Annotated in this window: 13 protein-coding genes; 6 read left to right on the forward strand and 7 right to left on the reverse strand. The window is 60.1% G+C overall.

Annotation, left to right across the window (positions count from 1 at the left end):
* Positions 1-494: 494 nt before the first annotated feature.
* Positions 495-1,322, forward strand: coding sequence for a glycosyltransferase (locus tag J3P93_RS17115; RefSeq protein WP_434598422.1), 828 nt, complete (start codon positions 495-497; stop codon positions 1,320-1,322).
* Between the two features lie 324 nt (positions 1,323-1,646).
* Here J3P93_RS17115 and J3P93_RS17120 read toward each other — a convergent pair whose 3' ends face one another.
* The 7 genes from J3P93_RS17120 to J3P93_RS17150 form a co-directional block, all read right to left on the reverse strand.
* Positions 1,647-2,231, reverse strand: a complete 585-nt coding sequence (locus J3P93_RS17120; protein WP_434598424.1) for a hypothetical protein — start codon at positions 2,229-2,231, stop codon at positions 1,647-1,649.
* Positions 2,232-2,317: 86 nt separating this feature from the next.
* Positions 2,318-2,515: a hypothetical protein gene (locus J3P93_RS17125; RefSeq protein WP_203421576.1), complete on the reverse strand. Its 198-nt coding sequence runs from the start codon at positions 2,513-2,515 to the stop codon at positions 2,318-2,320.
* Between the two features lie 11 nt (positions 2,516-2,526).
* On the reverse strand, positions 2,527-2,769 hold the full coding sequence (locus tag J3P93_RS17130; RefSeq protein WP_434589932.1) for a hypothetical protein: 243 nt from the start codon (positions 2,767-2,769) through the stop codon (positions 2,527-2,529).
* Between the two features lie 748 nt (positions 2,770-3,517).
* Positions 3,518-4,585 carry a lipocalin-like domain-containing protein gene (locus tag J3P93_RS17135; RefSeq protein WP_434589934.1) on the reverse strand — a complete coding sequence of 356 codons (1,068 nt, stop codon included), beginning with the start codon at positions 4,583-4,585 and terminating at the stop codon, positions 3,518-3,520.
* On the reverse strand, positions 4,575-7,046 hold the full coding sequence (locus J3P93_RS17140) for an FtsX-like permease family protein (RefSeq protein ID WP_434589937.1): 2,472 nt from the start codon (positions 7,044-7,046) through the stop codon (positions 4,575-4,577). The genes J3P93_RS17135 and J3P93_RS17140 overlap by 11 nt, the downstream gene beginning before the upstream one ends.
* Positions 7,043-7,696: an ABC transporter ATP-binding protein gene (locus tag J3P93_RS17145; protein ID WP_093102652.1), complete on the reverse strand. Its 654-nt coding sequence runs from the start codon at positions 7,694-7,696 to the stop codon at positions 7,043-7,045. The genes J3P93_RS17140 and J3P93_RS17145 overlap by 4 nt, the downstream gene beginning before the upstream one ends.
* A gap of 728 nt (positions 7,697-8,424) precedes the next feature.
* Complete coding sequence (locus tag J3P93_RS17150) at positions 8,425-10,122, reverse strand: sulfatase-like hydrolase/transferase (RefSeq protein ID WP_434589941.1); 1,698 nt, start codon at positions 10,120-10,122, stop codon at positions 8,425-8,427.
* 388 nt (positions 10,123-10,510) lie between these two features.
* Here J3P93_RS17150 and J3P93_RS17155 point away from each other — a divergent pair, with 388 nt between their 5' ends.
* From J3P93_RS17155 to J3P93_RS17175, 5 genes are read left to right on the forward strand one after another with little or no spacing between them, the layout of a single operon-like run.
* Positions 10,511-11,863, forward strand: a complete 1,353-nt coding sequence (locus J3P93_RS17155) for a UDP-glucose dehydrogenase family protein (RefSeq protein ID WP_434589944.1) — start codon at positions 10,511-10,513, stop codon at positions 11,861-11,863.
* Positions 11,860-12,894, forward strand: a complete 1,035-nt coding sequence (locus J3P93_RS17160) for an NAD-dependent epimerase (protein WP_434589947.1) — start codon at positions 11,860-11,862, stop codon at positions 12,892-12,894. Before J3P93_RS17155 ends, J3P93_RS17160 begins: the two co-directional genes overlap by 4 nt.
* Positions 12,895-12,908: 14 nt before the next feature.
* Positions 12,909-13,655, forward strand: coding sequence for a sugar transferase (locus tag J3P93_RS17165; RefSeq protein WP_434589950.1), 747 nt, complete (start codon positions 12,909-12,911; stop codon positions 13,653-13,655).
* Positions 13,655-14,302: a CpsD/CapB family tyrosine-protein kinase gene (locus J3P93_RS17170; protein WP_090282723.1), complete on the forward strand. Its 648-nt coding sequence runs from the start codon at positions 13,655-13,657 to the stop codon at positions 14,300-14,302. The genes J3P93_RS17165 and J3P93_RS17170 overlap by 1 nt, the downstream gene beginning before the upstream one ends.
* A gap of 21 nt (positions 14,303-14,323) precedes the next feature.
* Positions 14,324-15,346, forward strand: a complete 1,023-nt coding sequence (locus tag J3P93_RS17175) for a polysaccharide biosynthesis/export family protein (protein WP_434589952.1) — start codon at positions 14,324-14,326, stop codon at positions 15,344-15,346.
* Positions 15,347-15,358: the final 12 nt, after the last annotated feature.

Here is a 15,358-nt window from a genome sequence, read left to right on the forward strand (position 1 = left end):
GCCAGCCTGCTGGCGATGGCGGTGTGTCAGCCACTGATGATTTATCGGAACCGACGCCATCGCGAGCAAGCTCGCTCCCACAGGTTTTTGCGGCGAACACAGACTTTGCGGCAAACCACAAATCCATTGTGGGAGCCAGCCTGCTGGCGATGGCGGTGTGTCAGTCGCCAATGATTTGCCTGGGCTGATGCCTTCGCGAGCAGGCTCACTCCTACAGGTCTCGCGGCGAACACAGACTCTGCGGTAGGCCACAATTCCACTGTGAGCGAGCCTGCTCGTGATCGCGGTGTGTCAGTCATCAATTATTTGCCTGAACTGACGCCTTCGCGAGCAGGCTCGCTCCTACACGTTTCCGCAGTGAACGCGAGCTCTGGGGCATCTCACAAACTGACGGGCACCGCCCCACCCGCAAATTAAGCTTCACCTAAGCTTCCCTCGCTAGCATCGCGCCTCATGAATCCTGTCGTCATGAGCCGTGAATGAATCCTACCGACATGCAAGCCTTTGATTTACCCAGCCAGCCGCCAGCGAATTACAGCCTCGTTCTGGTCAATTACAAAACCCCGGATATCACCCGGATGTGCCTTGAGCTGCTGCGCGAGCACGTTCAAGCGCAGCGTATTGCGGTGTGGGTGGTGGATAACGATTCGGCGGATGCCAGCCTCGATTATTTGCGCTCGCTGGACTGGATCAATTTGATCGAGCGCCCATCGCCGGGCAAGGAAGCGGGGCATATTGCGCATGGCAAGGCGCTGGATCTGGCTTTGGAGAAAGTTGAAACCGACTATTTGTTTCTGCTGCATACCGACACTTTCGTCTACGACAAGGAAATATTTGCGATGATGATGCGCGAGTGCGCCAAGTCGCCGGATATGGCGGCAGTGGGTTGTGTCGAACAACTCAATCGCGGGTGGCTGCGCGATACGTGGCGTTTAACTTCGCGATTCTGCAAGCACCATGTTCGTCGGGTAAAACTGCATCTGGGCATTCGCTCAAAACAGCCGCGACCTTATAAAGAAACGCATTTGAAAAGCTTCTGCACACTGTGGAATGCGCGTCTAATGAAATCGTTGGGACTGCACTTCTGCATGGACGAGCAAGTTCCGGGTTATGCCGTGCAAGATCGAATGAGTGGTTTGGGCTATGGCATCAAATTCCTCTCGCCGCGCAAGATCTTCAGCTATCTGGATCACATTCAGGCCGGCACCGTCGCTGCGGCAGGTATCTACGGGGAAAACCACCGGCGGACAAAGATGTATCAGGCCACGCTGAAGCGCTTCCAGGGACAGCAAGGCAAAACGGATATTCGAGCCTCGGCGTAATTCGAAGCAACAAAAAAAGGGCGACTTGTCAGTCGCCCTTTTTTGTTGCGTAAAATTGTATACAGCTCCCCAAAGAGGTGTCCGCCCAGTGTAATGGCCTGGCAATCCATGCACCGGTAAAGAGCCCTGACACTGGGCGAACCGAGAGGATTTTAATTGAAGATGGCGGATATGTCGTCAGGCTTAAACATGAAATTTTTGTACTGGTAAGTTAAAAAGTGTGTCTCGTCGATATTTACCGGGAAACTTCCTACAGCCGGTTTTTTATATGACTGTTCTCATACATAAAGCTGTACAAGAACAATCACCTTGTAGAGTTAATACTCAACTATCGTGTTGACTGGTCACTTTCAGGATATCGGTGTAGGTGACAATAACGCTCTGCCCTACTTTCAAATCCTTGAGTTTCGCTTGAATTTCCGGCTTTTTCACATCAAGCGTCTTCGATTGTCCGGACGGGTTCTGGAGGGTGACCTGATTGGACTTCAAATCAATTTTGCTGATTTTCAGCTGCACCTGTACCTGCCGGTAAGCTTCGCCACCGGGGTTATCGCTGCCCGGCGCCTTGCGCAGTTCGCCGGTGCGCTCGGTGGTGCCGGGCAGACCTTTATCCACATCGGTGTCGAGATAAGCGGCGACCGAGCGCTGCACCTCGATCTTCACCAGATCGCCGACCTTGAGATTGGCAAGGTTCTTCGCCTTGTCGGTGAGCTGTACGTGGACCTTCGCGCCTTCGGGCCCTTCAAGCACAACCTGGTGATTGGCAGCGTCAACTGCGAGCACTTTGGTGGTAACGGTATCGGCCTCAACGACGGCGGATAACGGAATATTGGCAGCCCAGGCGCCGAAACTGGTGGCAGACAGGAGCGTTGCGAGAGTGATGGCCTTGGCCAGTGCGTCGAGCTTCATATGCATGACTTTCCCTGTGATGAAATGGCGACGCCCGCCGCCAAATCGACTTCAGCGGCGGGCGTGCCAGTGAGCATAGACGCTGTTCAGGGCTTGACTTGCGTTTGTGGCCCACGCGTGTGCGGCTTCGCGGTCTCCTGAGCAGTGGATTCGCCGCTCGGTGTACCTTTGCTGCTCGGCCGCTGCTTGGGATCGGTCGGCCGCAGGGCATCATTGTCACGCTCGGTTTCACCGGCCGGGCGCGGCTCATCGGGATTGTCGTTCTGGCTGACGGTAGTGTTCATGGGGCGAGTCCTCAAGCTTCGGGGTCGTCGAGTTCGCGGGCGACATTCACCGCGGGTGAGTCCTTGTGCAGATCATCGGCCTTGGCACGCAGGAGCTGCCACTGTTCCAGGTCGATGGCACCCTGACCGAGCAAATCATCGGCGATGCGCTGCAGATCGAGATAGTGAGCGTCGGGAGAGTCCTGCCAATAGGCGCGGTCGTCGAACAGGCGTTGCCAAGTGTCCAGGTCTGGGAGTTGCAAGTCGTCGCTCATGGGAGAGTCCGGAAAATTTGCGGGTTTCTGGGTAGAGCGGCGGGTGGCGGGGAGAGTTCCGGGCGGTTCGTCTGGGCGCGGATCGGGATTGCTGGATGAGACTTGAAACAGCCTGAAAATCAAAAGCCCCTCATCGGAACGCCGCCCGCCTATCCCTCTCCCGGAGGGAGAGGGGACTGACCGTGGTGATTGGGCGAGGTGCGCCGGCCTGAAATACCGAGTTGTGCACGATTTTCAAAGCCAAAGCAGATCGGCTCCCTCTCCAGGGGGAGAGGGCTGGGCGGGCGGCGTTCCGATGAGGGGCAAATCCACCGCAAATCCCAAGCCATGCGACGCTTCTAACCACTCAACAATGAGCGTTAGCTCGCGTGCCCTTGATCTTGATCTTGCCTAACCGGCGACATCGGAAGGCTGAGTGGAGGGATCGATCCGGGCGTGGGAGCGCAGCGACCGTCTGGCGCAGCCAGACACAGCGGAAGGAGGTGCAGCGAAGCAAACCGTAGCCGCTGCGCCCGGATCGATCCCGCAGCGAAGGGACCCGAGCTTGCGAGGGCCGAACGCAGGAGCAAGCGTTTTGGGTTACCTTTTTGGCGTTTGAAAAAGGTGACCCGCCGTCAGGGCGGAACCCTAAGTAGCCGTTACCGCAGCAACGAATATGTACCCAAAACTCAGCGCCTGAAAGAAAGCCATCGCGAGCAGGCTCACTCCTACAGGGGTATCGGGCTGCCCGCAAGAAAATCGCACCCGCTCAATACCCGGTCATCTCCAGATACCCCCGACCAGCATGACTCCCGCCAATCCCCACCGGTCCCTCCCAATAAGGGATACGCAAATCCATCCACGCGTCACGATTAAGCGCATCGACGCTGATATCGAGGTGCTTGTCCGGAATGCGCACCAACCACTTCACCGGCATCGACCGCCCGGCGACCTCGGCCGTGTCCTGCGGCACAAGGCTGATCTGCTCACGACGCAACGTCTGAATCTGCCCATCCGCAGCAATCCACGTACCGGTCAGATAAGCCGCCCCCTCCTTCTGCCGCATCCGGTAAAGCATCACATGCTCACCGCTGTCCAGATGCAGGGAAAACCAGTCCCAACCGGTCTGATTCGCGGTCAGCGGCTGGCTGCTCCATTCCCGGTCCAGCCACGCCGGCCCGCTGACCGTATAAGTCTGACCATCGATCTGCAACGTTCCGCTGGCCTGAAAAAACGGCTGACTGTAGTAATACGACGCCTGACCCTGCTCGGACTTCTGGCTGAAACCCTTGTCACCCTGCAACACCAGCGACCGACTGGACGTCAGCCGCAGGTCATAAGCGAAATTTTTATCGCGAGCGCGAAGCAGCATGTCGCTCAACGGATCGGCAGCCTTGCTGGCAAACATCCAGTCATCAATCCACGCCTCGAACGGCGCCAGGCGCACACCGGCCTGCCCTACGCCACCGCGCGCATAGCGCTCGGCGGCGTGGTGCACCGTACTCGACGTCACCGCCGCATGCCCCAGCCACACCGTCTGGTTGCCCCACCCTGCCTGCTCTGCCTCAGGTTTCAAGGCGCTGCGAAACAAGGTCCACTGCACGCCGAAATCGTTGCCGTGCTGATCCTTGAGGTTCGCCGTGACATACCACCATTCGATGCGAAAGCCATCGTGGGCGCCGTGATCCGCCGGAAAACTGAACACCCGCCCCGGCACCACCGGAGTAAACGCCTGCGCCTGCGCGCCCATGCCGGCAAAGCCCTTCTGTTCCGGCGCGGACTGATCGCAAGCGGTGAGCAACAGCGCGGCCAGCACCGCGACGAGCTTAATCTTCATGAGCAAAGGTCCTCAGCAGATCCGCCGGTTGCGTGCGGTACAGCGAATACAGCGGCCACGCGGAAGCAAGCAAGGTCGCCAGCAGCGCCAACCCCATCAGTTGCAGCAGTTGCCATGGAAACACGCGCAACGGCAGGCGCCAGCCGAACGCCTGCACGTTGATCACCGCGTCGAGGCACCACGCCAGCGCAATGCCCAGCGGCAACGCCAGGATCAGCGTCAACACCGCCAGCAGCCAGGTCTGGCCGAGATTGAGCAGCATCAACTGCCGCCGCGTGACGCCCAGCGCCCACAACGGCGCGAGCTGGCCGAGACGGCTTTGGCTCTGCGTCAGCAGGCTGATGAACAACGCGACGCCCGCGACCGCCAGGGTCAGGCTGTTCAACGCCGCCGTCGCAGCGAAGGTGCGTTCGAAAACCTGCACCGACCAGCCCTTGAGTCGGGCCTGATCAATAATGCGGCTGTCGTCCAGTTGAAAGCGCGCCTGCAAGGCACTCAGGAACGCAGGAATGTGCGGCGGGTCAATGCGCAAATTGAAACGGTTCGGCGTCAGTTGCGGCCAGCCGCGCAGCAGATGATTGCTGTTGACCAGCAAGTGGCCCTTGGGATTGCCGTAATCGGCGTAGATGCCGACGATACGCGGCGACCATGTGCCATTCGGCGCGGCAATCGTCAGTTGATCGCCCGCGCGCACCTTGAGCCGGCGCGCCAGTTGCTCGCTGAGCATCACCGCATCGTCCGTCGCCAGATGCGCCCACGGGTCGCTGCCACTGCTGTCGAGCAGCGGCCAGTGCTGGCGATAATGCGGATGATCGACGATGCCGAACAGCTCCGCCGGCCAGCCTTGCAGCGTCACCGTGACCTCCCAGTTGGGCAGCACCGCGCGAACATTCGGCTGCTGCTTGAGCCAACTGTACATTTCCAGTGACTGGGCCGGATTGCTCGGATTGATGTACAGCTCGGCGCTCAGGCGTTGTTCGAGCCAGTCATTGAAGGTCTGGCGAAACCCGGCGGTCATGCTCCCCGCGCCGATGTTGGCGGCGAGCGCCAGCAGCAGCGCCATCAGCGCCAGACTCAATGCTGGCAATTGCTGCCGGCAATCAGCGAGAAACCACTGCCCCAGCACCGAACGACTGCGCCCCAGCAACGGCGTCAACAGCGCACTGAGCAATACCGGCAAGGCCAGCGCCGCGCCGAGCAACAGCCCGGCCATCAAGACGAAGCCACTGCTCAGGCTGTCGCCCCAGATCAGCGCCGCCAGCGCAATCGCCAGCAAGCCCGCCGCCAACCACCCCTGCCGACGCAACCAGCGGGAGTATTGTTCGTGCCAGGCCTGCGGATCGGCGACCGCCAGCAATGGCAGACGCGCTGCCCGCAACAGGCTGCTGGCGCCAGCGAGCAAAGCGCCGAGCAGGCTCAAACCGATGCCGCTGAACCACCACCACGGGCTCAGACGCAACTGCCCCGCCACCTCCGCGCCGTATAGACCGCGCAGGCTGGCGGCGACATCCGGCAGCAACACGCTGGCCAACCAGTAGCCGCTGATCACGCCAAATACGCCGCCGAGCAATGCCAGCACACCAAGCTCGACGATCAGACAGGTGATCAGCATTCGCGCACTGACCCCGCAAGCGCGCAACGTGCGCAGCAGGCCACGACGCTGTTCAAGCGCCAGACCGATGGCCGCGTGCACGATGAACAAACCGACCACGAACGACAGAAAGCCCAAGGCATCGAGATTAAGGTGAAAGCTCTCGGTCAGCCGCGCGAGATTGTTTTCTTCGCCACTGCTTTTGAGTTGCAACTGGCCCTTGAACGACGCCGGCAACTCAGCATGAAAATCCTTCGGCAACAGCAGTCGTGACAGCTGCCCCGGTTGTTCCAGCACGGTTTGCGCCACACCGATGTCGACCAGCAACACACCGGGCGCCATGTCGTTCTGCACCACCAGCGGCGGCAGAACCTGCCCGTTGACTGCCTGAGGCGTAGCGCCTTCGCGCAGTTTCAGCGCTTGCAAGGTATCGGCGGAAATCCACGTGCTGCCCGGTGGCGTGAAGAATTCGACAACCCGTTCAATCGGCATGGCCTGCCCGGCCACAGCTGAGTCAGACGGCAATGACACCGGTTCGATGCCCATCAATTGCAGACGCTGGCCTTCGTGACCTTTGAGCACCAAGCGACCCTGCAACAGCGGCGACACCGGCCAGCCCTGGCGGCGCAAATCCACGAACCATTGTTGGGTAAACGTCGCCCCGCCGGGTGTACTCAGGCTGGCCTGCGGTTCGCCGCCGATCAATTGACTGGCCCGCGCGTAGCTGTCGCGCGCCTGACTGTTCAGCGCTTCGACACCAGTCAGCAGACTGGTCGCCAGCCACAACCCGGTCAGCACACTGAAAAACTGCACCGGATGACGCCGCCAATGACTGAGCAGCGCGCGCAACGTCTGCCGGAAAACCATCACGTCAGGCGCCCGCTGGACAGCACCACTTGCTGCGCCAGACGCGCCGCGACCCGTGGGCTGTGAGTGACCATCAACAAGGTTGTCGGCGTGTCATCGAGCAGTTCCAGCAACAGCCGCAGCACCTCATCGCTGGTGGCTTCATCGAGGCTGCCGGTGGGTTCGTCGGCCAGCAGTAATTTCGGCTGCGACGCCAGCGCCCGGCCCAGCGCGACCCGCTGCTGTTGACCACCGGAAAGTTGTTCGGGATAACGCTTGAGCAAATCACCCAGGCCCAGACGCTGGACCAGATGCGCCTGCCAGCGCGGCTCATGGCGCCCAGCCAGCCGCGCCTGAAACGCCAGATTGTCCTCGACGCGCAAACTGCCGATCAGGTTGAACTGCTGGAACACCAGACCGATTTCCGTACGTCGCCAGTTAGCCAGTTGCGCCTCGCTCATCGACTCCAGCCGATGCTCACCGCTGTGAATACTGCCACGGTCGACCTTGTCGAGGCCGGCGACCAGATGCAGCAATGTGCTCTTGCCGCTGCCCGATTCGCCCATCAGCGCCAGACTGCTGCCAGCCGCCAGCGTCAGGTCGACGCCCTGCAACACCGGCAGCGAACCTTGTGGCGTGGGGTAACTTTTGTGGACGTTGCGAACCTCGAGCATGGCGGAACCTGATCAATGAGCCTGGGCCAAGGATAGCGGCATGGACCGGTTTTGTGCGCATTGATAAACCTGGAGAGGGTTGCCCCGCTTGTTATTGGCGTCGCTCGGGATGGCCTCATCGCTTGCAGGCAAGCTCCCACATTTTGATTGTATTGTTTCAGTTGGAATGCGGTGGACCGGTGGCAGCCAGCCTGCTGGCGATGGTGGCGGTACAGGCAAATGCTTGACTCAGTCCTGAAAATCAAAAGCCCCTCACCCTAGCCCTCTCCCGGGGGGAGAGGGAACTGATCGTGGTGGATGTGAGAGAGACGCCGACCTGCAATACCGAGTCGTACGCAAAATTTGAAACGCTCACAAATCGGCTCCCTCTCCAGGGGGAGAGGGCTGGGCGGGCGGCGTTCCGATGAGGGGCAAATCCACCGCAAATCCAAATCCATGCGACGCTTCTCACCACTCAATAGGCCGAGTGTCAGCTCGCCTGCTTTTGATCTTGCTTTTGATCCACCGGCGACGTCGGAAGGCTGAGCGGATCGATCCCGCAGCGAAGGAACCCGAGCCTGCGAGGGCCGTACGTAGGAGCAAGCCTTTTGGGTTACCTTTTTGGCGTTTGAAAAAGGTGACCCGCCGTAAGAGCGGAACCCTAAGCCGCCGTTACCGCAGCAACGGATATGTACCCAATAAAACCCTCATAACCGCAAACAATAAAGCCACCCCAGCCAACCCAAAACTCACTGCCCAACCGCCACACTGGCAGGCGCCTGCGCCGGGGTGACGATGCTGCCCAGATCAATATGTTTCCACTCAGGCTTGGCCCCCAACCGCGCATTGAACCGATAGTTGAAAGTGAAGTCATCGGCGGTCGGCACACTCAGCGGTTTGCCATACACCGCCTCGACGCCCGCGAGGTCATACCCCATCAACTGCAGCAGGGTCGGGAAGATGTTGTAGTGGCTGGAGCGATCCTTGTTCGCCGCCAGTTGCGCCGACCAGTCCAGGGTCTTCAGCGCCCTGCCGGAAATCACCACCAGCGGCACCAGGCCCTCCTCCTCCACCGGATCGCCGCCGCAATGGGTGTTCAAGCCAGGATTGCCACGTTCGTGCAGATCCTGGCCATGATCGGAGGTATAGATCAGCAGCGCATTGTCGAGCTTCGCCTGGGCAAACACTCGGGCAAAGAACTCACCGACATTCCACAGCACCGTGTTCTTGTAGGCGTTGCGGTACAGCACCCAGTCGTCCGGCTGACCGTTGAAACCGGCGCGCTCACCGGTGTCGGCGACTTCGGTGAACTGCCCGCGAGGCAAGGTCGGCCGGTAAGCCATGAAGGCGTCAGGGTATTTGTCATGCACCGGAAAATGCGCGCCGACCTTGTTGATCACCACCAGCTCTGGCGTGTCATCGTTGAGCAGTTCGATCAACTTCGCCGCCGCCGCCATGTCGCGGTCGCGCACGCTGGTCTGGTCGAATTGCACGAACAGATCGATGTCGTTTTTTTCACTCGCGGTCATCAGGTTCTGCAGGTTGCCGCCGGTGCGTTGACCGTCGATATACACCGTGCGCAGCCCGGCATTCTTCGCGTACTGCCAGATCGACGGCAGCGTGCTGTTGATGCGCATGTAATCGCTGCGGGTGCCGCCGTAGCGCAGGGTGACATTGGTGTCGGCGCTGCAATTGGCGATGGAAGCGGCGTAGCCGTAATTGAAAATGTTAACCCCGGCCGGTGCCTGCTTGAGGTTGCTGTGCACGCCGAACGGCGCATTGATGTCCAGGTAATTGCCGGAAATGCTTTCATCGATGATCAGCACAATGTCGTGACCAACGCCAGGCGCGCTGCGCGCAAGGGTGACCGGCTCACGCGGGCCGACGCTGTTGTGCAGCGCCTCGTAGGCAAACAGGTTCAGGTAGGCCAGCGGCGTGTACAGGATCGGCAAGCCGCGGGCGCCCTCGCCCGCACGCAGAAACAGCAGCGCACTGAGCATCAGCACGCCCGCGAACGGCGCCGTCACTCGCCACGCGTTCGGTATGACCAGCGCATGCCGTGGCTTGAGCCCGATGCCGAACAGCAGCAATAACCCGCCGAGCACGCTTCGCAGGATCGCCTCGCGATATTGATACGCCGCTTCCTGAATGAAGCCACCGGAATAGATCAGCGAGACGAAATCGCTGTACCTCAGGTAGTCAGCGGTGACGCGGGTATACACATCAAAAAAAACCGCCGAAACAAACATCGTCAATGCGAATGCATGACGGACGAGTGCTTGTCGTATATAGGCCGTTAAATACAACGCAACCGTCAGCGCCAAAAACATCGCGCCAAAAAAAAGCACATTCAAACTCCACCCGATAGCATTTAACCGATCAAAGTAATAACCGGTAAAAAGCAGCAACCAAGCGATTAACAGCAGTTCTTTGGTAAATCGGAACATGGCGATACCGGTCGTAAAAAACGGCTAGGAGTCAAAGGATTGTCAGCCAGAAGCTGACACTAGCACCCGGATATAAAAGCGCAAGAAATGACTGATAGGCGGATTTAGTGTCAAAAAAACGGTGACTCAAATCTGACACAGGCGATGCGCTACAGGCCTTTAAAACAGCGGCTTACGACCGTTTATCGCTTATTTGAAATCTGAACAAATCTGCACTAACGCAACAATTTCAATCGCAGCAATGACTTGATGGCCAATCGCCAAAAAGTACTTAAGTGTTATACCACTGCAACATGTCATTTTGCTGACACGTTTTTCAAACGCTGCGCTATACCCCTCTAACAGTCTCTTTCCGTAGTTAACTTTTGGTTTTATCGAGGGTGCGCAGATGGACGTGAGCGTATTTGGCACGGGCTATGTTGGACTTATACAAGCCGCCGCTCTTGCAGATGTGGGTCATCGGGTTTTATGCATTGATATTGACCCCAACAAGATCAGACAACTGCAACAAGCAGTACCGCCGATCAGCGAGCCTGGGTTATCGGCCACCCTGGAAGAAAACATCAAGGCTGGGCGCCTGCTGTTCAGCACCCAGGCCAGCGATGCGGTGGCACACGCCGAGCTGATTTTCATTGCCGTCGGCACCCCGGCTGACGAAGACGGTTCGGCCGATCTCAGCCACGTGCTCAACGTCGCTCGGCAGATTGCCGGTTTCATGGAGGCCGATCGCACCCTGATCATCAAGTCGACGGTGCCGGTGGGCACGGCGGATCAGGTCCTGGCCGCGGCCAATAGCGAGTTGCTGCGCCGCGGCAAGACCGAGCTGACGGTGCACGTGGTGTCCAATCCTGAGTTTCTCAAGGAAGGCAGTGCCCTCGCCGACTGCATGCGCCCCGACCGGATCATCGTCGGCACCCGCGATGACGCGGCCCGCGAACAGATGAGCGAGCTGTACGCGCCGTTCTGCCGCAACCACGAAAAACTGATGTTCATGGACAACCGCAGCGCCGAGCTGACCAAGTACGCGGCCAATGCGATGCTCGCCACGCGCATCAGTTTCATGAACGAGCTGGCTAACCTCACCGAACTGCTCGGCGCCGACATTGAAGCCGTGCGCAAAGGCATCGGCTCCGATCCACGCATCGGCTATCACTTTATTTATCCCGGTTGCGGTTTTGGCGGTTCGTGTTTTCCCAAAGACCTGCGCGCCCTGCTGCACACCGCCGAACACAACGGCATGCCGCTGAAACTGCTGCGCAGCGTCACCGACGTCAACGACAGCCAGCGGCATATCCTGTTCAGCAAACTCAAAGCGCAATTTCCTCAAGGCCTGGCCGGCAAGTCGATCGCGGTCTGGGGCCTGGCGTTCAAGCCCAACACCGATGACATGCGCGAGGCGCCGAGCCGTTACCTGATGGATGCACTGTGGGCCGAGGGTGCCAGCGTGCAGGCTTACGATCCGGAAGCAATGTCCGAGTGCCGCCGCCTCTATGGCTATCGCAACGACCTGCATCTGTGTGCCACCCGTGACGACACCCTGGAAGATGCCGACGCGCTGGTGATCTGCACCGAGTGGAAAAACTTCCGTGTGGTCGACTTCGAACTGCTCGCCGAGAAGCTGCGTTCGAAGGTGATCATCGACGGGCGCAACCTGTACAACCCGGAACAGGTGGCGGCTGCCGGTCTGCATTACAGCGGCATCGGTCTGCGCCACATCGCTCCTGAAGGGCTGCGGCCATGAAGGTGCTGGTCACCGGCGCGGCCGGTTTTATCGGAGCCCATTGCGTGCTGCGCCTGCTGCGCGACGGGCACACAGTGGTTGGCCTGGACAACTTCAACCACTACTACGATCCGCAGCTCAAACAGGATCGCGTGCAGTGGGTGCGCGAAGAAGTTGGCGATTTCCAACTGGCCACGGTCGATCTGGCGCACGCCTCGGCCATTGATGCACTGTTTGCCCGCGAGCAGCCACAAGTGGTGATTCATCTGGCGGCGCAGGCTGGCGTGCGTTATTCGCTGGACAACCCACGGGCCTATCTGGACAGCAACCTCAACGGTTTTCTGAACATTCTGGAGAGCTGCCGGCATCACCCGGTCGAGCATCTGATCTACGCCTCGTCGAGTTCGGTGTACGGCGCCAACCAGCACACGCCCTACTCGGTCAAGGACGGCGTCAATCATCCTCTGTCGCTGTATGCCGCAACCAAGAAAGCCAACGAGCTGATGGCGCACAGCTACAGCCATCTGTTCGGCATTCCCTGCACTGGCTTGCGCTTTTTCACCGTGTACGGCCCCTGGGGCCGGCCGGACATGTCGCCGATCCAGTTCGCCCGGGCGATCAGCGAAGGCACACCGCTGAAGTTGTTCAACTACGGCGAGCATCAGCGCGACTTCACCTACATCGACGACATCATCGAGAGCATCGCGCGCCTCATCGATCAGCCCCCGCAGGCCAATCCGCAGTGGGATCGCGAACAGCCCGACCCGGCCAGCAGCATGGCGCCGTGGCGGCTGTTCAACATCGGCGGGCAGCAGCCGGTCGCGCTGAAAACCTACCTGGCCCTGATGGAAAAACACCTCGGCCAACAAGCCATTGTCGAGCTGCTGCCGCTGCAACCGGGCGACGTGCTCAACACCTGCGCCGAGGCCAGCGATCTGGCCCAGGCCACCGGGTTCCAGCCCCGCATCGAGCTGGACGAAGGGCTGGGGCGATTCATCGCCTGGTTTCGCGGCTACTACCCCAATGCCCGTGCGCCGCTTGCGGCTGAATGAATGCGGAGGACCTCATGACTGGACATGAAAAAAGTGTGGCGATTGCGCAGATGCGCCCTGACAAGCGCGTCGACCCTGAACATCGCATGCGCCTCGACGCAGCGATCCACCGCCAGGGTCGCGGCTGGCTCAGCGGCCGTGACGGCGGTCGACCGTGGCAATTGTCGCGGACCAATCGAGTGGTCGCGTGCTTCGGCGCGCTGCTGATTCTGCTGTTGATCTCGCCGCTGCTGCTGGGCCTGGCGCTGGCGATCAAGTTCACCAGCCCCGGCCCGGTGATATTCGTGCAAAAGCGCACCGGTTATCGCGGTCGCAAGTTCGGCATGTACAAATTCCGCACCATGGTCAGCAACGCCGAAGAACTCAAGGAATCGCTACGCCACCTGAACAAACACGGGGCCGACGCCATCGATTTCAAGATCGACAAGGACCCGCGCGTCACCGGCATCGGCGCATTCTTGCGGCGCACCAGCCTCGACGAGCTGCCCAACCTGATCAACGTGGTGACCGGTGACATGCGCCTGGTCGGCCCTCGCCCGACCTCGTTCAACGCCTATCGCTACAAGGACAATCACCTCGCGCGTCTGAGCATCTACCCCGGCATGACCGGTCTGTGGCAGATCTCCGGACGCAGCAATATCGACTTCGACCAGCGCGTTGAGTTGGACCTCAGCTACATCGCCGAGCAGAGCCTTCTGCTTGATCTGAAGATTCTGTTGAAAACCCCCTTCAAAGTATTCAGCGGCCACGGAGCAAGCTAATGGACGGTTCAACCAATACAAGCCTGAGCATCGCCAATCCCAGCGAATCGAACCTGACGTCGACCGTGCTGGATCTCGATCTGCGGATCCTGTTGCTGACCGCCGCCAACCCCGGCGCCGGCACCACCACCAGTGCGATGGCGCTCGCCAGCCAACTGGCGCAAATGAGCAGCGGCCAGGTGCTGCTGGTCGATGCCAGCCAGTCGGCGAGCAACCTCACCCAGCAGTTGAACCTGAGCAAGGAACGCGGCCTGCGCGATTTGCTGTTCAGCTCGGGCAACCCGCCGCTGTTGCAGGACTGCGTGGTGCACACCTCCAGCCTGCCCTTCCATGTGCTGCCCAACGGCCGGCCGATCCGCACGCTGGAGCACCTGACCGCCGAACGCCTGAGCCCGTTGCTCGACCAGTTGGGCAGTCAGTACCGCTTTGTGGTGATCGATGGCGACGCGGTGTATTCCGCCGCCGACACGCTGGTCATCAGTACGCAAGTGGATGGCGTGGTGTTTGTCGTCCGCGCCGAAGACACCCGCTGGGAAGTCGCCCAGGCCGCCGTGCAACGCCTGACCCAGGCCGGAGCGAAAGTGGTCGGTAGCGTGTTCAACCGGCGCAAGTACTACATGCCCAAATGGCTTTACAAAAACCTGTAAGCGAACGCGAAGGATGACGCCATGAACGCCAAAATGCTTGTCCTGCTGATGCTGCCGCTTGCGGGCTGCTCCAGCACTTCCGAGACCCGCAACATGCCGGTGAATATCCTCACCGCCACCCCGGCCAATGCCCAGGCCACCGACATGCCGCGTGTCGAGCAGACCCTGCGCCCGAAAGACGTGCTCGATGTGATTTTCCACATCAGCACCAGCGGCTCGGATGCTTACCGGGTGCAGTCGGGTGACCAGATCGGCCTGAACTTCACCGCCGCAAGCCAGCTTAACGGCACGCAACTGGTGCTGCCCGACGGCACCATCGAACTGCCGGGCGCCAACACTTCGGTGAAAATCGCCGGGCTGACCAGCGAAGAAGCGCGGCAGGAAATCCAGCGCGCGTATGAGCGCAAGCAATTGTTCCAGCCCAACCGCAATCAGCTCGCGGTGCAGATTCTCAGCCCGCTGAGCAACGAGCAGAACCTCAAAAGCGCGTTGAACCACCCGGCCACCGGCATGAGTCGCGAGATCACCGTCGGCACCGACGGCTATGCGAGTTTCCCGGAAATCGGCGCCGTGCCGCTGCAAGGCATGACGATCAATCAGCTGGAAACCTTTCTCAACCAGAGATACGCGCAACTACCGGGGCGGATGACCGTCGACGTGCTGCTCAAGTCCACCGCCGGCAACGAGATCTACGTGCTCGGCGAAGTCGCGCAGCCAGGCTCCTACCCCATCCGGCGACCGGTGTCGGTACTCGAGGCGCTGACGCTGGCGCGAGGCACCAACGTCAAGGCGCGGCTCGATTCGGTCGTGATCATGCGGCGCAACGGCAATCAAGTGCAGGCGATGAATTACGACGTCGAAAAGGCCTTGTCTGGCGACGCCCCACAAATCGCCTATCTGCAGCCGGACGACATGCTCTACGTGCCAAAAACCAAACTGGCCAGCGCCGGCGAACTCGCCCGCCAACTGGCCGATGTGGTGCTGTTCCAGGGCGTCGGTTTCAGCTTCGGCTACCGCGTCGACAACAAAGGCAGTGACAACTGACTCTCAGGTGAC

This window comes from Pseudomonas sp. R3-57, from assembly GCF_051132065.1.
In the GTDB taxonomy this organism is placed as follows: Bacteria; Pseudomonadota; Gammaproteobacteria; order Pseudomonadales; family Pseudomonadaceae; genus Aquipseudomonas.

Coding starts and splice junctions, on each gene's coding strand:
- J3P93_RS17115 (WP_434598422.1), top strand. CDS start 495: ATGCAAGCCTTTGATTTACCCAGCCAGCCGCCAGCGAATTACAGCCTC.
- J3P93_RS17120 (WP_434598424.1), bottom strand. CDS start 2,231: ATGAAGCTCGACGCACTGGCCAAGGCCATCACTCTCGCAACGCTCCTG.
- J3P93_RS17125 (WP_203421576.1), bottom strand. CDS start 2,515: ATGAACACTACCGTCAGCCAGAACGACAATCCCGATGAGCCGCGCCCG.
- J3P93_RS17130 (WP_434589932.1), bottom strand. CDS start 2,769: ATGAGCGACGACTTGCAACTCCCAGACCTGGACACTTGGCAACGCCTG.
- J3P93_RS17135 (WP_434589934.1), bottom strand. CDS start 4,585: ATGAAGATTAAGCTCGTCGCGGTGCTGGCCGCGCTGTTGCTCACCGCT.
- J3P93_RS17145 (WP_093102652.1), bottom strand. CDS start 7,696: ATGCTCGAGGTTCGCAACGTCCACAAAAGTTACCCCACGCCACAAGGT.
- J3P93_RS17150 (WP_434589941.1), bottom strand. CDS start 10,122: ATGTTCCGATTTACCAAAGAACTGCTGTTAATCGCTTGGTTGCTGCTT.
- J3P93_RS17155 (WP_434589944.1), top strand. CDS start 10,511: ATGGACGTGAGCGTATTTGGCACGGGCTATGTTGGACTTATACAAGCC.
- J3P93_RS17160 (WP_434589947.1), top strand. CDS start 11,860: ATGAAGGTGCTGGTCACCGGCGCGGCCGGTTTTATCGGAGCCCATTGC.
- J3P93_RS17165 (WP_434589950.1), top strand. CDS start 12,909: ATGACTGGACATGAAAAAAGTGTGGCGATTGCGCAGATGCGCCCTGAC.
- J3P93_RS17170 (WP_090282723.1), top strand. CDS start 13,655: ATGGACGGTTCAACCAATACAAGCCTGAGCATCGCCAATCCCAGCGAA.
- J3P93_RS17175 (WP_434589952.1), top strand. CDS start 14,324: ATGAACGCCAAAATGCTTGTCCTGCTGATGCTGCCGCTTGCGGGCTGC.